The organism is Burkholderia stagnalis (genome assembly GCF_039848545.1).
GTDB lineage: Bacteria > Pseudomonadota > Gammaproteobacteria > Burkholderiales > Burkholderiaceae > Burkholderia > Burkholderia stagnalis.
Genome location: NZ_CP156686.1, coordinates 2,368,879 through 2,383,636, shown reverse-complemented (window position 1 = coordinate 2,383,636; position 14,758 = coordinate 2,368,879). Strand labels below are relative to the sequence as shown.

The window sequence follows — 14,758 nt, the reverse complement described above, 5'->3', positions numbered from 1 at the left end:
CCTTCGGGCCGGCAATCGCCATTTCTACTGTTGCTGCTGGAGGATCGGATCAATGACGCATTCCACCGCAATCAAGGCCCTCGTGTTCGACGTGTTCGGAACGGTCGTCGACTGGCGAAGCGGCGTTGCGCGCGCGGCGGCGCCGTTTCTGAATCGTCACGCGCCGGGGCTCGACCCGTTTGCGTTCGCGGATGCGTGGCGGCTCGAATACGGGCCGGCGATGGAGGAAATCCGCAGCGGACGCCGGCCATTCGTGCGGCTCGACGTGCTGCACCGGGAGAACCTGGTCCGCGTGCTCGAGCGGCACGGGATTGCCGGCGCGCCGGACGCGGAGGTCGACGCACTCAACCTCGGGTGGCACAGCCTGGACCCATGGCCGGATTCCGTCGCGGCGCTGTCGCGCCTGAAGCAGCGTTTCATCATCGCGCCGCTGTCGAACGGGAACATCCGCCTGATGGTGGATATCGCGAAGCGGGCCGGCCTGCCGTGGGATGCGATTCTCGGCGCGGAAGTGGTGCGCATGTACAAGCCGTCGCCGCAGGTGTACATCGACACCGTGGACATTCTCGGCCTCGCGCCGGCCGAGGTGTGCCTCGTCGCGGCCCATAACGGCGATCTCGGCGCGGCGCGGCGGTGCGGCCTGACGACCGCCTTCGTCAAGCGGCCGACCGAACACGGGCCGAACCAGACCACGGACCTGCGCGCGGCAGACGCGTGGGATTTCGAGGTCGATGATCTGGGCGAACTGGCGACGAAGCTCGGCTGTCCGGATTGAATTCGGATTCCGGATTGTCGGGGTTCTTTCAACGTCGATCCTTTCGACCGTGGACGTGCGCGGGGCCATCCGCGCGGTAACCGCTAGAATTGCGGTTTTAGCCCGGAACACGCCCATGTCCTTTGCCTCGCTTGGCCTGATCGATCCCTTGCTGCGTAATGTGCAGGATCTCAATTACCAGACACCTACGCCGGTGCAGGCCAAGGCGATTCCTGCCGTGCTCGGCGGCAAGGACATCATGGCCGCGGCGCAGACGGGCACGGGCAAAACGGCGGGTTTTGCGCTGCCGCTGCTGCAAAGGCTGGTGCAGCACGGCCCGGCGGTGTCCAGCAACCGCGCGCGCGTGCTGGTGCTGGTGCCTACGCGTGAACTGGCCGAACAAGTGCTGCAAAGCTTCATCGCTTACGGCAAAGGCCTCGACTTGCGATTTCTCGCCGCCTACGGCGGTGTGAGCATCAACCCGCAGATGATGAAGCTGCGCAAGGGCGTGGATGTGCTCGTTGCCACGCCGGGCCGCTTGCTGGATCTCAATCGCCAGAACGCGGTGCAGTTCGATCAGGTGCAAACGCTGGTGCTGGATGAAGCCGACCGCATGCTGGATCTGGGCTTTGCGCGCGAACTCGACGCCGTCTTTGCCGCGTTGCCCGCCCGGCGCCAGACGCTGCTGTTCTCCGCCACATTTTCCGATGAAATCCGCACCATGGCGGCGGGCATTCTGCGCGGCCCGGTCAATATCAGCGTCAGCCCGCCCAATGCCACGGCCAGCAAGATCAAGCAGTGGGTGGTGCCGGTCGATAAAAGGAACAAGCCTGATCTGTTCATGCACCTCGTGGCAGAAAACAACTGGGATCACGCGCTGGTGTTCGTCAAGACCCGCAAGGGCGTGGATTACCTGGCGGCCATGCTGGATGACGCGGGCTATGCGGTCGACACCATCCACGGCGACAAACCGCAACCCGCGCGCCTGCGTGCGCTGGAGCGCTTCAAGGCGGGCGAAGTCCAGATGCTGGTTGCCACCGACGTGGCTGCGCGCGGGCTGGATATCGACGATCTGCCGCTGGTGATCAACGTCGATCTGCCGATCGTGGCGCAGGACTACGTGCACCGTATCGGCCGCACCGGCCGCGCGGGTGCCAGCGGCGTGGCGGTGTCCCTGGTGTGCGCCGACGAAGCGCCGCAACTGGCCGCGATCGAAGCGCTGATCCGGCAAACGCTGCCCCGTGAAGAAGAGCCGGGTTTCGAAGCCGAACACCGCGTGCCGGAAACCAGCGCGACGGGGCAACTGATCAAGAAACCCAAGAAGCCGAAGAAGCCCAAGGTGCCGCAAGCTGCGCCGGGTTCCGCGCAGGTACACGGCAACAAACCGCGCCCGCAAGGTGGCGAAAACAAGCGCAAGCCTGCGGCGCAGCGCGCTGTCGGCGCGGGTAAAGGCAAGAGTTTGTCCGGCGGTAGTCCCTTCAGCGTGCAAAAACCACGCAGCAGCAAACCCGCCGGCAAGCCGGCTGCGGGTTCACGCAAGCCGGCCGGCAAACCCGCTGGCGGCCGTGGCAAACGTCAACCCTGATCCGTGCCCGGCTTTGATGCAGTGATGTCTCTGCCCCACATGCGCGGCATGAGTATGGATACTCATCCGTCGAATATAGTGAGGCACGGACAGTACCCATCCACGTCGAAGGCGACCCAATGATCGACCACGTTTACATCTCGGTCACCGACATCGAAAAGTCACTGATCTTCTACTCCGAGGCCTTGAAGCCACTCGGCTGGAGAATATTCGGCAACTACGACTCTGCTTCGGGCCCGGAGGGTGTCCCTGATCTTTACGGCATCGGTGACGATGTGTACGGCAAGGGAGAGGGGGTTGGATCAAGCATCTGGCTACGAAAACGCAAGCCCGGCGAGACCGGGCTTTACCTCGGGATCGTCTGCGATACCAATGAGCTGGTCGACGCTGCCTACGCAGCTGCAATCAAAGCTGGCGGTATCGACGAGGGGAAACCGGCGGATCGTACCTACTTCGCCCCCGGCTACTACGCCGCCAACGTCGCCGACCTCGACGGCAACCGTCTTGAGTTCGTGCACAAAGCGTGGAACCCCAAGCGACACGCATAGCAATCCAATCGATACGCGGGTGTCCTGACTGTTCGAACAAGCGTTGGAGGATCCTGCACCGAATATATGGCTGCTTTGCGGAAGTGCGGTTGGCCGAAGCGGATCGGCAAGCGGCATCCACGGAATTCCGCGAAGAACCAATAAAAAACGCGTGACGACGCAAGTCGTCACGCGTTGCATTAGCGCGTTATCGCGTCGCGCCGGTCAGAAGCCGAACCCCGGCCCGCCAGCGCCCGCCTCCGGCGCACCGCCCACCGGCGCGGCATCCTTCGGCGCTTCATGCACGGTCGCATCCGTCGTCAGCAGCAGCCCCGCCACCGACGCCGCGTTCTGCAGCGCGGTGCGCGTCACCTTGGTCGGATCGAGCACGCCCGATTCGACGAGGTCGCCATACTCGCCCGTCTGCGCGTTGTACCCGAAATTCCCCGAGCCTTCCGCAACCTTCGCGACCACGACGCTTGCTTCCTCGCCCGCGTTCGTGACGATCTGGCGCAGCGGTTCCTCGAGCGCGCGCAGCACGATCTTGATACCGGCATGCTGGTCGGCGTTCGCGCCGGTCAGCTCGCGGATCGCCTGCTTCACGCGGATCAGCGCGACGCCGCCGCCCGGCACGATGCCTTCTTCAACGGCGGCGCGGGTTGCATGCAGCGCATCGTCGACGCGATCCTTCTTCTCCTTGACCTCGATCTCCGTCGCGCCGCCGACCTTGATCACCGCCACGCCGCCCGCGAGCTTCGCCACGCGCTCCTGCAGCTTTTCGCGATCGTAGTCCGACGTCGCCTCGTCGATCTGCACGCGGATCTGCTTCACGCGCGCCTCGATGTTCGCCGCGTTGCCCGCGCCGTCGATCACCGTCGTGTTCTCCTTGCCGACCTCGATGCGCTTCGCCTGGCCGAGCTCCGCGAGCGTCGCCTTCTCGAGCGTGAGGCCCGTTTCCTCGGCGATCACCTGGCCGCCGGTGAGGATCGCGATGTCTTCCAGCAGCGCCTTGCGGCGGTCGCCGAAGCCCGGCGCCTTGACCGCGACGGTCTTCAGGATCCCGCGGATGTTGTTGACGACCAGCGTGGCCAGCGCCTCGCCCTCGACGTCCTCCGCGATGATCAGCAGCGGCCGGCCGGATTTGGCGACCTGCTCGAGCACCGGCAGCAGCTCGCGGATGTTCGACACCTTCTTGTCGTGCAGCAGGATGTACGGGTTCTCGATCTCCGCGATCTGCTTGTCCTGGTTGTTGATGAAGTACGGCGACAGGTAGCCGCGATCGAACTGCAGCCCTTCGACGACGTCGAGCTCGTCGGCGAGCGACTTGCCGTCCTCGACGGTGATCACGCCTTCCTTGCCGACGCGGTCGATCGCTTCCGCGATGCGCTGGCCGATCGATTCCTCGCCGTTCGCCGAGATCGTCGCGACCTGCGCGATTTCCTTGCTCGTCGTGGTCGGCTTGCTGATCTTCTTCAGTTCTTCGACCGCCGCCGCGACGGCCTTGTCGATGCCGCGCTTCAGGTCGAGCGGGTTCAGCCCGGCCGCGACGTACTTCTGGCCTTCGCGCACGATTGCCTGCGCGAGCACGGTGGCGGTGGTGGTGCCGTCGCCGGCCGCATCGCTGGTGCGCGACGCGACTTCCTTCACGAGCTGCGCGCCGATGTTCTGCAGCTTGTCGGCGAGCTCGATTTCCTTCGCGACGGACACGCCGTCCTTCGTGACGACCGGCGCGCCGAAGCTGCGCTCGAGCACCACGTTGCGGCCCTTGGGCCCGAGCGTGACCTTCACCGCGTTCGCGAGAATGTTCACGCCTTCGGTCAGTTTTGCGCGTGCGACGTCGCTGAAGATGATTTCCTTCGCTGCCATGGTTCCGCTCCTTTATTGATTGACGACGGCGACGATGTCTTCCTCGCGCAGCACGAGGAGTTCATCGCCATCCACCTTGACCGTCTGGCCCGCGTACTTGCCGAACAGCACGCGCTCGCCCACCTTCAGGTCGGGCACGATGCGCTGGCCGTCCGCATCCTTGCGGCCGGGGCCGACCGCGATCACTTCGCCCTGGTCGGGCTTCTCCGCGGCGCTGTCGGGAATCACGATGCCGGAAGCGGTGGTGGTTTCCTGGTCGAGTCGCTTCACGATGACTCGGTCGTGCAAGGGGCGTAGGCTCATCGGTTCGTCCTGGTTCGTGCTGTCTAGGGTGATTGGCACTCTTCATCGGAGAGTGCTGACGAGTATAGGAATGCGTGCCCGCGCGATCCAATAACGGATTGCGAAATGCATTTGCCACGGCGTGCAATTGGGCGGCGCGCACGCGCCGTGCGTCAGATCAGCAGCGTGAGCGTGCGGAACAGCGCGAGGTCTTCCTTGCGCGCCGAGCGCGCGTGGCGCCGGATCACCTGCGTCAGGCAGTCGATGAAGCAGCGCGCCGCGTCGCTGAGCGTGCTGCTGCGGCGCGTGACGATGCCGAGCTCGCGCGGCTCGAAGCTTTCCTTCAGCGGCAGCGCGCGCATCCGCTCGCCGAACGGCGGCACGACGCTCAGGATCGTCGGGCACCACGTGCACATGTCGGCCTGCTCGAGCATCGTCTGCAGCATCGCGACCGATTGCGCGCGGACGATGCGCCGCTCGTCGATCTGCGCGCCGTGGCGCGTAAACAGATAGTCGACGAGCGCGGCCTGCCCGTCCGGCGCGAAGTTCAGCACCCAGTCCTGGTCGAGCAGCTCGTGGATCGAGCGCGCATGTTCGCGCGGATGGCCGGCGCGCACCGTCACCGAGGTCTCGTAGGTCAGCACCGGTTCGCACGCGAACTCCTGCGCGGCGACGCCCGGCTGAACCTGGCCGAGCGCGAAATCCATGCTGCCGTCGCGCAGCAGCGGCTGCGCGACGGCCATCAATCCTTCATACAGTTCGAGGCGCACGTCGGGCATGCGCTGGCGAAACAGCAGCACCGTCTCGGCGAGGAACGTCTGCGTGAGCCACGGCGTGACGCCGACGCTCAGCCGCCCCTCGACGCGGCCGCGCATCGTCGCGAGATCGCTCTGCGCCCGCTCCAGCTGCTTGAGCACGAGCTTCGCGTGCGTGAGCAGCGCCCGGCCGTAGTCGGTGAAGCCGATCCCTTCCGGTGCGCGGACGAGCAGCGGCAGGCGCTCGCTCGCCTCCAGTTCGCGCAGCGCCCGCGTGACGGCCGCCTGCGACAGGCCCAGCGCGCGCGCCGCGCCGCGAATGCTTCCGGCCTCCGCGCTCGCGACGAGCGCCTGCAACTGATGCAGTTTCATGGGGCAATACCCGACAACATAAAGTTGTCATCATAACGAAACCGGGGCTGTTCCAGCGGATATTCGCCGCATACGATCTCGTCACGATTCGCCGCCCCGGCGATCGAGCGAAACGCGTAACCGAGGAGTGTCGGCGTTGAACCAGGAACGAATCTGGCCCGAAATGGCGGCCATCGAGGCGGAGATGATCGCGCTGCGCCACCGGCTGCACGCGCATCCGGAGCTCGGTTTCGACGAGCACGCGACGAGCGAGCTGGTGGCCGAATGCCTGACAACGTGGGGTTATCGGGTGACGCGCGGCCTCGGCGGCACGGGCGTGGTCGGCACGCTGGCGCGCGGCGTCGGCCGCCGGCTCGGCCTGCGCGCCGACATGGACGCGCTGCCGATTCGCGAGACGACCGGGCTGCCGTATGCGAGCCGCATCGACGGCGTGATGCATGCGTGCGGCCACGACGGCCATACCGCGATGCTGCTGGCCGCCGCGCGCTGCATCGCGGAACGGGCGCGCTTCAGCGGCACGCTGAACCTGATCTTCCAGCCGGCCGAGGAAGGGCTCGGCGGCGCGAAGCGGATGATCGACGACGGGCTGTTCACGCGCTTTCCCTGCGACGCGGTGTTCGCGATGCACAACGTGCCGGGGCTGCCGGCCGGCAAGATCGGCTTCTGCGACGGCGCGTTCATGGCGTCGGCGGACGAGGTGCGCGTGCGCGTGACGGGCCGCGGCGGGCATGGCGCGGCGCCGCACGCGACGGTCGATCCGGTGGTCGTCTGCGCGTCGATCGTGATGGCGCTGCAGACGATCGTGTCGCGCAACGTGAACCCGCAGGATCTCGCGATCATCACGGCCGGGGCGATCCACGCGGGCACCGCGTCGAACGTGATTCCGTCGCATGCGGACCTCGAACTCAGCGTGCGCGCTTTGTCGCCGGACGTGCGCGCGCTGCTCGAACGGCGCATCCGCGAGACGGTGCAGGGGCAGGCCGCGAGCTACGGCGCGAAGGCCGAGATCGACTATCGCCACGACTATCCGGTGCTCGTCAATCACGCGGCGGAAACGGCGTTCGCGCGGCAGGTCGCGCACGACTGGGGCGGCAGCGACGCCGTGATCGACCATCTGCAGCCGATCGCGGCAAGCGAGGACTTCGCGTTCATGCTGAACGCGTGCCCGGGCAGCTACCTGTCGATCGGCAACGGTGACGGCGACGGTGCCGCCGGCTGCGCGCTGCACAACCCCGGCTACGACTTCAACGACGCGATTCTCGCAACCGGCGCGAGCTACTGGGTCGCGCTCGCGGAGCGGTTTCTCCGCTGACGCGCGGCACGCGCAGCGGACGGAAGCGGCGCCGAATGCCGCGACGATTTCGGTTGAACACAAGGAGACAAGCAATGAAACAGTGGATGGCGGCGCTCGCGGTGGCGCTGGCGGCAGGCTCGGCGCACGCCGGCGACTGGACGGGCAAGGAGATCCGCCTGGCGGTCGACCCGACCTACCCGCCGCTCGAATACAAGCTGCCCGACGGCACGCTGGCGGGCTTCGGCATCGACATCACGAATGCGCTGTGCGCGGAGCTGCGCGCCCGCTGCGTGTGGGTGGAATCGAGCTTCGACGGGATGATTCCGGGCCTGCTCGCGCGCAAGTTCGACGTGATTGCATCGTCGATGACGATCACGCCGAAGCGGATGCAGCAGATCGCGTTCACGAACCGGATCTCGAACGCGCCTGCCCGCCTCGTCGTGCGCAAGGGCGCGCCGCTGCTGCCGAGCGCCGAATCGCTGAAGGGCAAGCGCGTCGGCGTCGAGCAGGGCTCGGCGCAGGCCGACTACGCGATCGCGAACTGGCAGCGGGCCGGCGTGCAGATCGTGTCGTACCCGAACCAGGACCAGGTGTACGCGGATCTCGTGTCGGGCCGGCTGGACGCGGCGTTCCAGGCGTCGATCGCGGCGAGCGACGGGTTCCTGAAGAAACCGCAGGGCAAGGACTTCACGTTCGCGGGCGACGCGATCGACGATCCGAAGTACTTCGGCCAGGGCGACGGGCTCGGCTTGCGCAAGCAGGATGCCGATCTGCGCGAGGCGTTCAATCGCGCGCTCGCGACGATTCTCGCGAATGGCACGTATGCGCGCATCAACCGGAAGTATTTCGACTTCGACATCTACGGCGCGAAGTAGGCAGGGCGGGCGACGCCCGGCATGAGGAGAACGGGCCGCGCAACGCGGCCTGCGCATCACATAATTTATAAGGATCACATATGAACTGGAGATCGGCCTGCGTCATCGTCCCGGCGCTGTGCGCCGCACCGGCGCTCGCATTCGCGCAAGGCAGCGTCACGCTGTACGGCCTCGTCGATGCGGGCATCGACTATACGAGCAACGTCGGCGGCCGCAGCGCATGGCAGATGGCGAGCGGCTTCGCGCAGGGCAGCCGGTGGGGCCTGAAAGGCACGGAGGATCTGGGCGGCGGCTACAGCGCGCTGTTCCAGCTCGAGAACGGCTTCAACGTGAACAGCGGCACGCTCGCGCAGGGCGGCCGCGCGTTCGGCAGGCAGGCGTACGTCGGCCTCGCGGGCGAGCGCTTCGGCACGCTCACGCTCGGCCGGCAATACGACTCGGTCGTCGACTATCTCGCGCCGACGACCGCGAACGGCAGCTGGGGCGTCTACCCGTTCTCGCACCCGCTCGACAACGACAACACCGGCAACACGTTCCGCGTGAACAACACGGTGAAGTACGCGAGCCCCGACTTCGCGGGTTTCTCGTTCGGCGGCACATACGGCTTCAGCAACGATACGAATTTCGCCAACAACCGCCAGTGGAGCATCGGCGCGCAATACGAGCACGGCGGGCTGCTCGTCGGCGCCGCGTTCCTGAACGCGAACAACCCGGGGGCGACGCCGGGCGGCGCGATCGCGGGCGCGGGATCGGTCGGGGCCGATGCGAACTTCGTGTCCGCGCGGCTGCGGATCTTCGGCGCGGGCATCAACTACACGGCGGGGCCCGCGACCGTCGGGTTCGCCTACACGAACAGCACCGTCAGCCGCCCGAGCGCGAACGTCGGCTACCTGTTCGGCGACGAGACGATCCAGCCGATTGCAGGGCCGCTCGCGGGCGGCACCGTGACCGCGCTCAAGTACCAGAACTTCGAGGTGAACGGCAAATACCAGTTCACGCCGGCTTTCTTCGTCGGCGCGCAGTACGTGTACACGCTCGCGCGCTACGAGGCGACCACCGGCAGCGTGAAGCCGACGATCCATTCGATCGGGCTGATGGCCGACTACGCGCTGTCGAAGCGCACCGACGTCTACCTGACGGGCGCATACCAGAAGGTCGCGGGCGATGCGACGGGCTCGTCGCTCGACCAGGCGCTCATCCCGGGCGCGCCCGATCTGTCGTCGACGTCGAGGCAGCTGATGGTGCATGCGGGGATCCGGCACAAGTTCTGATCGCCGCGCACACGGGTGCGCTCACGCAGCGGGCGGCGCAACGTCAGCCGCCCGCTGCCCGAGCCGTTCCTGCAGGAATTCGATGAAGCGCTGCGTTTCGCCGGCAGCAGGCGCGTTTCGGCGAGCGCGTATACGGGCAGCGGCGTGCGCTGCCAAGCGGGCAGGTGACGCCCGCGCCGCGTCAAATTCTCCGCCCTCCTTAGCATGTGACGAATCGGACTTTGGCCGCCGCGGGCGGGCGGCTAACATCGCCGCTCCCGATGAACGAGCGATACAGCAATGACCCAGCCCGCTTCGCCTCCGCATGCATTCCGATCCAGCCTGATCTGCGCCGCGCTCGCCGGCGCGCTGTCGCTCGCGTCGTGCGGCGGCGTCGACAGCGCCGCGCCGCCGCAGGCCGACGCGAGCACGCCGGCGAAGCGCCCGAACATCCTGTACATCATGGCCGACGATCTCGGCTATTCCGACATCCACGCGTTCGGCGGCGAGATCAACACGCCGAACCTCGACGCGCTCGTGCAGTCGGGCCGCATCCTGTCGAACCATCACGCGGGCACGGTGTGCGCGATCACGCGCGCGATGCTGATCTCCGGCACCGATCACCACCTCGTCGGCGAAGGCACGATGGGCACGCCGACCGACGAGCGGCGCGGGCTGCCCGGCTACGAAGGCTACCTGAACGACCGCGCGCTGTCGGTCGCGCAGTTGCTGAAGGACGCCGGCTATCACACCTACATCGCCGGCAAGTGGCATATCGGCTCGGGCATCGTCGGCAGCGCGAGCGGCAGCGGGCAGACGCCCGATCAATGGGGCTTCGAGCGCAGCTACGTGCTGCTCGGCGGCGCGGCCACCAATCACTTCGCGCACGAGCCGGCCGGCTCGAAGAACTACACCGAGGACGGCAGCTACGTGCAGCCGGGCCAGCCCGGGCAGCCGGGCGGCGCGGGCGGCAGCCCGGCCGTGTTCTATTCGACCGACTTCTATACGCAGAAGCTGATCGCGTACATCGATTCGAACCGGCGCGACGGCAAGCCGTTCTTCGCATACGCGGCCTATACGTCGCCGCACTGGCCGCTGCAGGTGCCCGAGCCGTGGCTGCACAAGTACGCGGGCGTGTACGACGCGGGCTACGACGCGATCCGCAACGCGCGGATCGCGCGGCAGAAGGCGCTCGGGCTGATCCCGGCGGATTTCAGGCCGTTCGACGGGCTGCCCGAGACGCTCGCGGCGTCGCCGGCGACGCCGAACAACGGCACGGCCGGCGCGAAGTACATCAGCGCGGTGCACGCGCCGGCGGACGGCTACGCCGACTACGGCCCCGGCAAGGTGGACAAGCTGTGGTCGAGCCTGTCGCCGGCCGAACGCAAGGCGCAGGCGCGCTACATGGAGATCTACGCGGGCATGGTCGAGAACCTCGACTACAACATCGGCCTGCTGATCCAGCACCTGAAGGACATCGGCGAATACGACAACACGTTCATCATGTTCCAGTCGGACAACGGCGCGGAAGGCTGGCCGATCGATTCCGGCGCGGACCCGACGGCGACCGACACCGCGAACGCGCAGGACCCCGTGTATTCGGCGCTCGGCACCGACAACGGCAGGCAGAACGCGCAGCGGCTGCAATACGGGCTGCGCTGGGGCGAGGTGAGCGCGACGCCGTTCCGGCTGACCAAGGGCTTCTCGGCGGAAGGCGGCGTGTCGGTGCCGAGCATCGTGCGCCTGCCGGGCCAGCAGCGGGCGCTGCCGACGCTGCGCGCGTTCACGCACGTGACCGACAACACGGCGACCTTCCTCGACGTCGCGGGCGTCACGCCGCCGTCGCAGCCGGCGCCGCCGCTCGTCAACACGCTGACGGGCGTCGACCAGAACCGCGGCAAGGTGGTCTACAACAACCGCTACGTGTATCCGGTGACGGGCAAGTCGCTGCTGCCGGTGCTGAGCGGCACGGGCAGCGGCGAAGTGCACACCGCGCCGTTCGGCGACGAGGCATACGGCCGCGCGTACCTGCGCAGCGCCGACGGCCGCTGGAAGGCGCTGTGGACCGAGCCGCCGGTCGGCCCGCTCGACGGCCACTGGCAGCTGTTCGACCTCGCGTCGGATCGCGGCGAGACGACCGACGTGGCGGCGCAGAACCCGTCGCTGATCCAGAGCCTCGTCGAGCAGTGGAAGGCCTACATGAGCAGCGTCGGCGGCGTCGAGCCGCTGCGTCCGCGCGGCTATTACTGAGGCGGCGGCGATGCGGCCCTGGCTCATCGGCGCGGCAGGCGCCGCCGCCCTGTTCGCCGCCGCGTTCGCGCTCGGCTATGCGAACTCCGCGCCGGCGCCCGCGGACGGCTTCGACGGCGCGAATCGCGGCCGCCCGCTCGCGCCGCTCGGCTCCGAACGGCAGTGCGAACGCTATTCGGGGCTGCCGGCGCGATGGCGCGACGATCCGAACGCGGGGATGGTGCACCTGCGCGGCGGCGCGTTCGTGTTCGGCAGCACGCGCGGCTATCCGGACGAGCGCCCGGCGGGCGACGGCCGCACGCGCGTCGGCGGCTTCTGGATCGACCAGACCGACGTGACGATCGCGCAGTTCGCCGCGTTCGTGCAGGCCACCGGCTACGTGACCGATGCGGAACGGCAGGGTGGCGCGGCGGTGTTCCACGTGCCGACGCGCGACGAGCTGAACGCGCGCGACCTCGCGTGGTGGAGCTGGGTGAAGGGCGCGTCGTGGCGGCAGCCGCGCGGCCCCGGCAGCACCGTCGACGGGCGCGGCAACCTGCCCGTCACGCTGGTCACGCAGCGCGACGCGCTCGCGTATGCGCGCTGGCTCGGCCGCGACCTGCCGACCGAGGCCGAATGGGAATACGCGGGCAAGGCCGGGCGCGACGACGCATCGCTCGACGCCGCGCCGCGCGATGCGCAGGGCAAGCCCGCCGCGAACTACTGGCAGGGCGCGTTTCCGGTGCTCGACACCGCGGAGGACGGCCACGCGGGGCTCGCGCCGGTCGGCTGCTACGCGGCGAACGGGTTCCGGCTCTACGACATGATCGGCAACGCGTGGGAGTGGACCAAGGACGCGTATACGGGCCCGCACCAGCCGCACACGAACGGCGACACTGCGGCCGTCGCGCCGCCGACGCGCCGGCACGACACGCCGATGGTGATCAAGGGCGGCTCGTTCCTGTGCTCGCGCGACTACTGCGTGCGCTATCGCGCGTCGTCGCGCGAGCAGCAGGAGGCCGATCTCGCGGCGTCGCACATCGGGTTTCGCACGGTCCGGAGGGATGCGTCTTGATGCGCGGGGTGAGGGAGGTTGCCGTGCGTTCGGCGGCTGAGTACGGCGTTGCCGGTCGGCTTCGGTGCGGTCGTGATGGAAGTGCGACGAAGCGTGCGTTTTGTTCGATCGCCGCGCTGCTGCTGATGACGTGCGCTGCGGCACATGCGGCGACCGCGGCCCCGGCAGCCCCGGCAGCCGAACCCGCGGAAGCGCCCGTGCGCGTCGGCGTGACGCGCGGCGTGCATGCCGAGATCCTCGACGAAGTGAAGCGCGTCGCCGCCGCGCGCGGGCTGCCGGTCGAAGTCGTCGTGTTCGACGACGCCGCGCGCATCGACCGCGCGCTCGCCGAAGGCCGCATCGACGCGGCGAGTTTCGAGGATGCGCAGCGCCTTGCCGCGACGCGCGCCGCAACGGGCTACGCGCTCGCGCCGGTCGCGACGACGGTGACGCTGCCGATGGCGCTCTATTCGCGCAAGCTGCGCAGCCTGAACGACCTGCGGCCCGGCGCGACGGTCGCGATTCCGGCGGACCGGGCCGGGATGGCGCGCGCGCTCGTGCTGCTGCAGAACGACACGCTGCTGACCTTGCGCGAACGCGCGGGCCTGCATGCGACGCTGCGCGACGTGACCGGCAACCGGCTCGGCCTGAAGCTCGTCGCGCTGCGCCGCGAGCGCCTCGCCGCCGCGCTGGACACGGCGGCGTTCGTCGTGATCGACAGCGACGATGCCGCGCGTGCGGGGCTGCAGCCCGCGCGCGACAGCATCGGCATCGAGGACGCGCGTTCGCCGTATGCGAACGTGCTGACGGTGCGCGACGCCGATCGCGCGAAGCCGTGGGTCGGCCGGCTGGTGGCCGCGTATCACTCGGACGACGTCGCGAAGTTCATCCTGACGCGCTATCAGGATTCGGTGCGGCGGCCGTGGTAGACACGTACTTTCTCGCGTGCCACGCGTGCGGCCGCTGCTGCAACAGCGCGCCGACGCTGTCGCTGCGCGAGCTGTTCCGGCATCGCGACCGCTTCGTCGGCGCGCTGGCGATCCAGCGCGTGCCGGCGCGTCGCGTCGGCGAACGCGTGCGCACCGGCGGCGTCGAGCATGTGCTCGATGCGGACGATGTCGCCGCCTGCGACGCGCTTGCCGATGCACTGTTCCATCGCGCGAGCGGCGGCCGCCACGGATGGCTCGCGCTGACGCTGCAAGGCTACGACTATCCGTCGCTCGGCCGCTGCCCGGCGCTCGCGGACGACGGGCGCTGCACGATCCACGCGGACAAGCCCGCGATCTGCGGCGCGGTGCCGCTCGATCCGCTGCTGCCGGATCGCCTGCAGCCGCAGGTGTTGGCGGGCCGGCGCGCGCAGGCGGCATGGTTCGGCGCGAACTGTATTCGCGAGGCGGCCGATGCGGAAGACGCGGCGGAAGGCGTGCGCGTGATCCCGTTGATCGCCGCCGGTCGAATCGACGATGCCGCCGCGCTCGCCGCATGCCGCGACGCGCTCGTGTTCGAGCGCGCGGTGTGGCGCGATGCGGTGTTCGCGTCGCTGAGCGACGGCGCGCAGGCGTTGAACGACGCGTTGTCGCGGCTCGCGCCGGGCGGTTATCTGACGATGTCGATCGTGCCGGTGCTGCTGGCCGTCGCGCGTCTCTCCGAACGTTGCCGCGCGCTGTGCGCGGACTTCATCGAGCGTCAGCTCGCGCTGATCGACGCGCGCATCGAAGCGGCGCTCGCCCGCCGCCGCCCCGACGACCGGCCCGCGACGCGCGAGCTGCGCGGCTTCGCGCAGGCGTATGCGCATGCGCGGCAGGCGCTGGCCGAGCTGCCGTCGCAGGCGGATGTCGCGCCTGCGGATGCGTCGCGTGTGGAGGCGTGGCTCGACGTTGCGTGACGTCGGCAGGCAACCCGGCAACCCGGCAGC

Annotated in this window: 13 protein-coding genes and 1 pseudogene; 10 read left to right on the top strand and 4 right to left on the bottom strand. The window is 68.4% G+C overall.

Annotated features, from left to right (window positions below; genetic code table 11):
* The first annotated feature begins 52 nt into the window (after positions 1-52).
* From ABFO07_RS27295 to ABFO07_RS27285, 3 genes are all read left to right on the top strand, one after another.
* Complete coding sequence (locus ABFO07_RS27295) at positions 53-775, top strand: haloacid dehalogenase type II (protein ID WP_059803518.1); 723 nt, start codon at positions 53-55, stop codon at positions 773-775.
* Between the two features lie 115 nt (positions 776-890).
* On the top strand, positions 891-2,339 hold the full coding sequence (locus ABFO07_RS27290; RefSeq protein WP_059803521.1) for a DEAD/DEAH box helicase: 1,449 nt from the start codon (positions 891-893) through the stop codon (positions 2,337-2,339).
* A gap of 119 nt (positions 2,340-2,458) precedes the next feature.
* A complete protein-coding gene (locus tag ABFO07_RS27285; protein WP_059564137.1) occupies positions 2,459-2,887 on the top strand; it encodes a VOC family protein in 429 nt (142 codons plus the stop codon).
* Between the two features lie 204 nt (positions 2,888-3,091).
* On the opposite strand, the gene groL is transcribed toward ABFO07_RS27285, so the two are convergent.
* From groL to ABFO07_RS27270, 3 genes are all read right to left on the bottom strand, one after another.
* Positions 3,092-4,732, bottom strand: a complete 1,641-nt coding sequence (gene groL, locus ABFO07_RS27280; RefSeq protein ID WP_059564136.1) for a chaperonin GroEL — start codon at positions 4,730-4,732, stop codon at positions 3,092-3,094.
* A 12-nt stretch (positions 4,733-4,744) separates the two neighbouring features.
* Positions 4,745-5,035: a co-chaperone GroES gene (locus ABFO07_RS27275; RefSeq protein WP_059564135.1), complete on the bottom strand. Its 291-nt coding sequence runs from the start codon at positions 5,033-5,035 to the stop codon at positions 4,745-4,747.
* 152 nt (positions 5,036-5,187) lie between these two features.
* Entirely contained in the window at positions 5,188-6,141 is a 954-nt protein-coding gene (locus ABFO07_RS27270; RefSeq protein ID WP_060149575.1) for a LysR substrate-binding domain-containing protein, read from the bottom strand.
* Positions 6,142-6,277: 136 nt separating this feature from the next.
* Between ABFO07_RS27270 and ABFO07_RS27265 the strand changes: the two genes are divergently transcribed.
* From ABFO07_RS27265 to ABFO07_RS27255, 3 genes are all read left to right on the top strand, one after another.
* A complete protein-coding gene (locus ABFO07_RS27265) occupies positions 6,278-7,453 on the top strand; it encodes a M20 aminoacylase family protein (protein ID WP_347468921.1) in 1,176 nt (391 codons plus the stop codon).
* 74 nt (positions 7,454-7,527) lie between these two features.
* Positions 7,528-8,310: an ABC transporter substrate-binding protein gene (locus ABFO07_RS27260; RefSeq protein WP_060018763.1), complete on the top strand. Its 783-nt coding sequence runs from the start codon at positions 7,528-7,530 to the stop codon at positions 8,308-8,310.
* Between the two features lie 80 nt (positions 8,311-8,390).
* Positions 8,391-9,581: a porin gene (locus ABFO07_RS27255; RefSeq protein WP_347468920.1), complete on the top strand. Its 1,191-nt coding sequence runs from the start codon at positions 8,391-8,393 to the stop codon at positions 9,579-9,581.
* Between the two features lie 21 nt (positions 9,582-9,602).
* Here the strand turns inward: ABFO07_RS27255 and ABFO07_RS27250 are convergent.
* Positions 9,603-9,751, bottom strand: a pseudogene (locus ABFO07_RS27250) (LysR family transcriptional regulator); the annotation flags it as partial.
* Positions 9,752-9,860: 109 nt separating this feature from the next.
* On the opposite strand from ABFO07_RS27250, the gene ABFO07_RS27245 reads away from it, so the two are divergent.
* The 4 genes from ABFO07_RS27245 (at position 9,861) to ABFO07_RS27230 (ending at position 14,728) form a co-directional block, all read left to right on the top strand.
* Positions 9,861-11,810 (top strand): arylsulfatase, encoded by a 1,950-nt coding sequence (locus ABFO07_RS27245; RefSeq protein WP_347468918.1) that lies wholly within the window; start codon positions 9,861-9,863, stop codon positions 11,808-11,810.
* A 10-nt stretch (positions 11,811-11,820) separates the two neighbouring features.
* Positions 11,821-12,864 carry a formylglycine-generating enzyme family protein gene (locus tag ABFO07_RS27240; RefSeq protein WP_059994769.1) on the top strand — a complete coding sequence of 348 codons (1,044 nt, stop codon included), beginning with the start codon at positions 11,821-11,823 and terminating at the stop codon, positions 12,862-12,864.
* Between the two features lie 125 nt (positions 12,865-12,989).
* On the top strand, positions 12,990-13,772 hold the full coding sequence (locus ABFO07_RS27235) for a MetQ/NlpA family lipoprotein (protein WP_060149579.1): 783 nt from the start codon (positions 12,990-12,992) through the stop codon (positions 13,770-13,772).
* On the top strand, positions 13,766-14,728 hold the full coding sequence (locus ABFO07_RS27230) for a flagellin N-methylase (RefSeq protein WP_347468917.1): 963 nt from the start codon (positions 13,766-13,768) through the stop codon (positions 14,726-14,728). The genes ABFO07_RS27235 and ABFO07_RS27230 overlap by 7 nt, the downstream gene beginning before the upstream one ends.
* Positions 14,729-14,758 lie beyond the last annotated feature (30 nt).

Coding starts and splice junctions, on each gene's coding strand:
- ABFO07_RS27295 (WP_059803518.1), top strand. CDS start 53: ATGACGCATTCCACCGCAATCAAGGCCCTCGTGTTCGACGTGTTCGGA.
- ABFO07_RS27290 (WP_059803521.1), top strand. CDS start 891: ATGTCCTTTGCCTCGCTTGGCCTGATCGATCCCTTGCTGCGTAATGTG.
- ABFO07_RS27285 (WP_059564137.1), top strand. CDS start 2,459: ATGATCGACCACGTTTACATCTCGGTCACCGACATCGAAAAGTCACTG.
- groL (WP_059564136.1), bottom strand. CDS start 4,732: ATGGCAGCGAAGGAAATCATCTTCAGCGACGTCGCACGCGCAAAACTG.
- ABFO07_RS27275 (WP_059564135.1), bottom strand. CDS start 5,035: ATGAGCCTACGCCCCTTGCACGACCGAGTCATCGTGAAGCGACTCGAC.
- ABFO07_RS27270 (WP_060149575.1), bottom strand. CDS start 6,141: ATGAAACTGCATCAGTTGCAGGCGCTCGTCGCGAGCGCGGAGGCCGGA.
- ABFO07_RS27260 (WP_060018763.1), top strand. CDS start 7,528: ATGAAACAGTGGATGGCGGCGCTCGCGGTGGCGCTGGCGGCAGGCTCG.
- ABFO07_RS27255 (WP_347468920.1), top strand. CDS start 8,391: ATGAACTGGAGATCGGCCTGCGTCATCGTCCCGGCGCTGTGCGCCGCA.
- ABFO07_RS27245 (WP_347468918.1), top strand. CDS start 9,861: ATGACCCAGCCCGCTTCGCCTCCGCATGCATTCCGATCCAGCCTGATC.
- ABFO07_RS27240 (WP_059994769.1), top strand. CDS start 11,821: ATGCGGCCCTGGCTCATCGGCGCGGCAGGCGCCGCCGCCCTGTTCGCC.
- ABFO07_RS27235 (WP_060149579.1), top strand. CDS start 12,990: ATGACGTGCGCTGCGGCACATGCGGCGACCGCGGCCCCGGCAGCCCCG.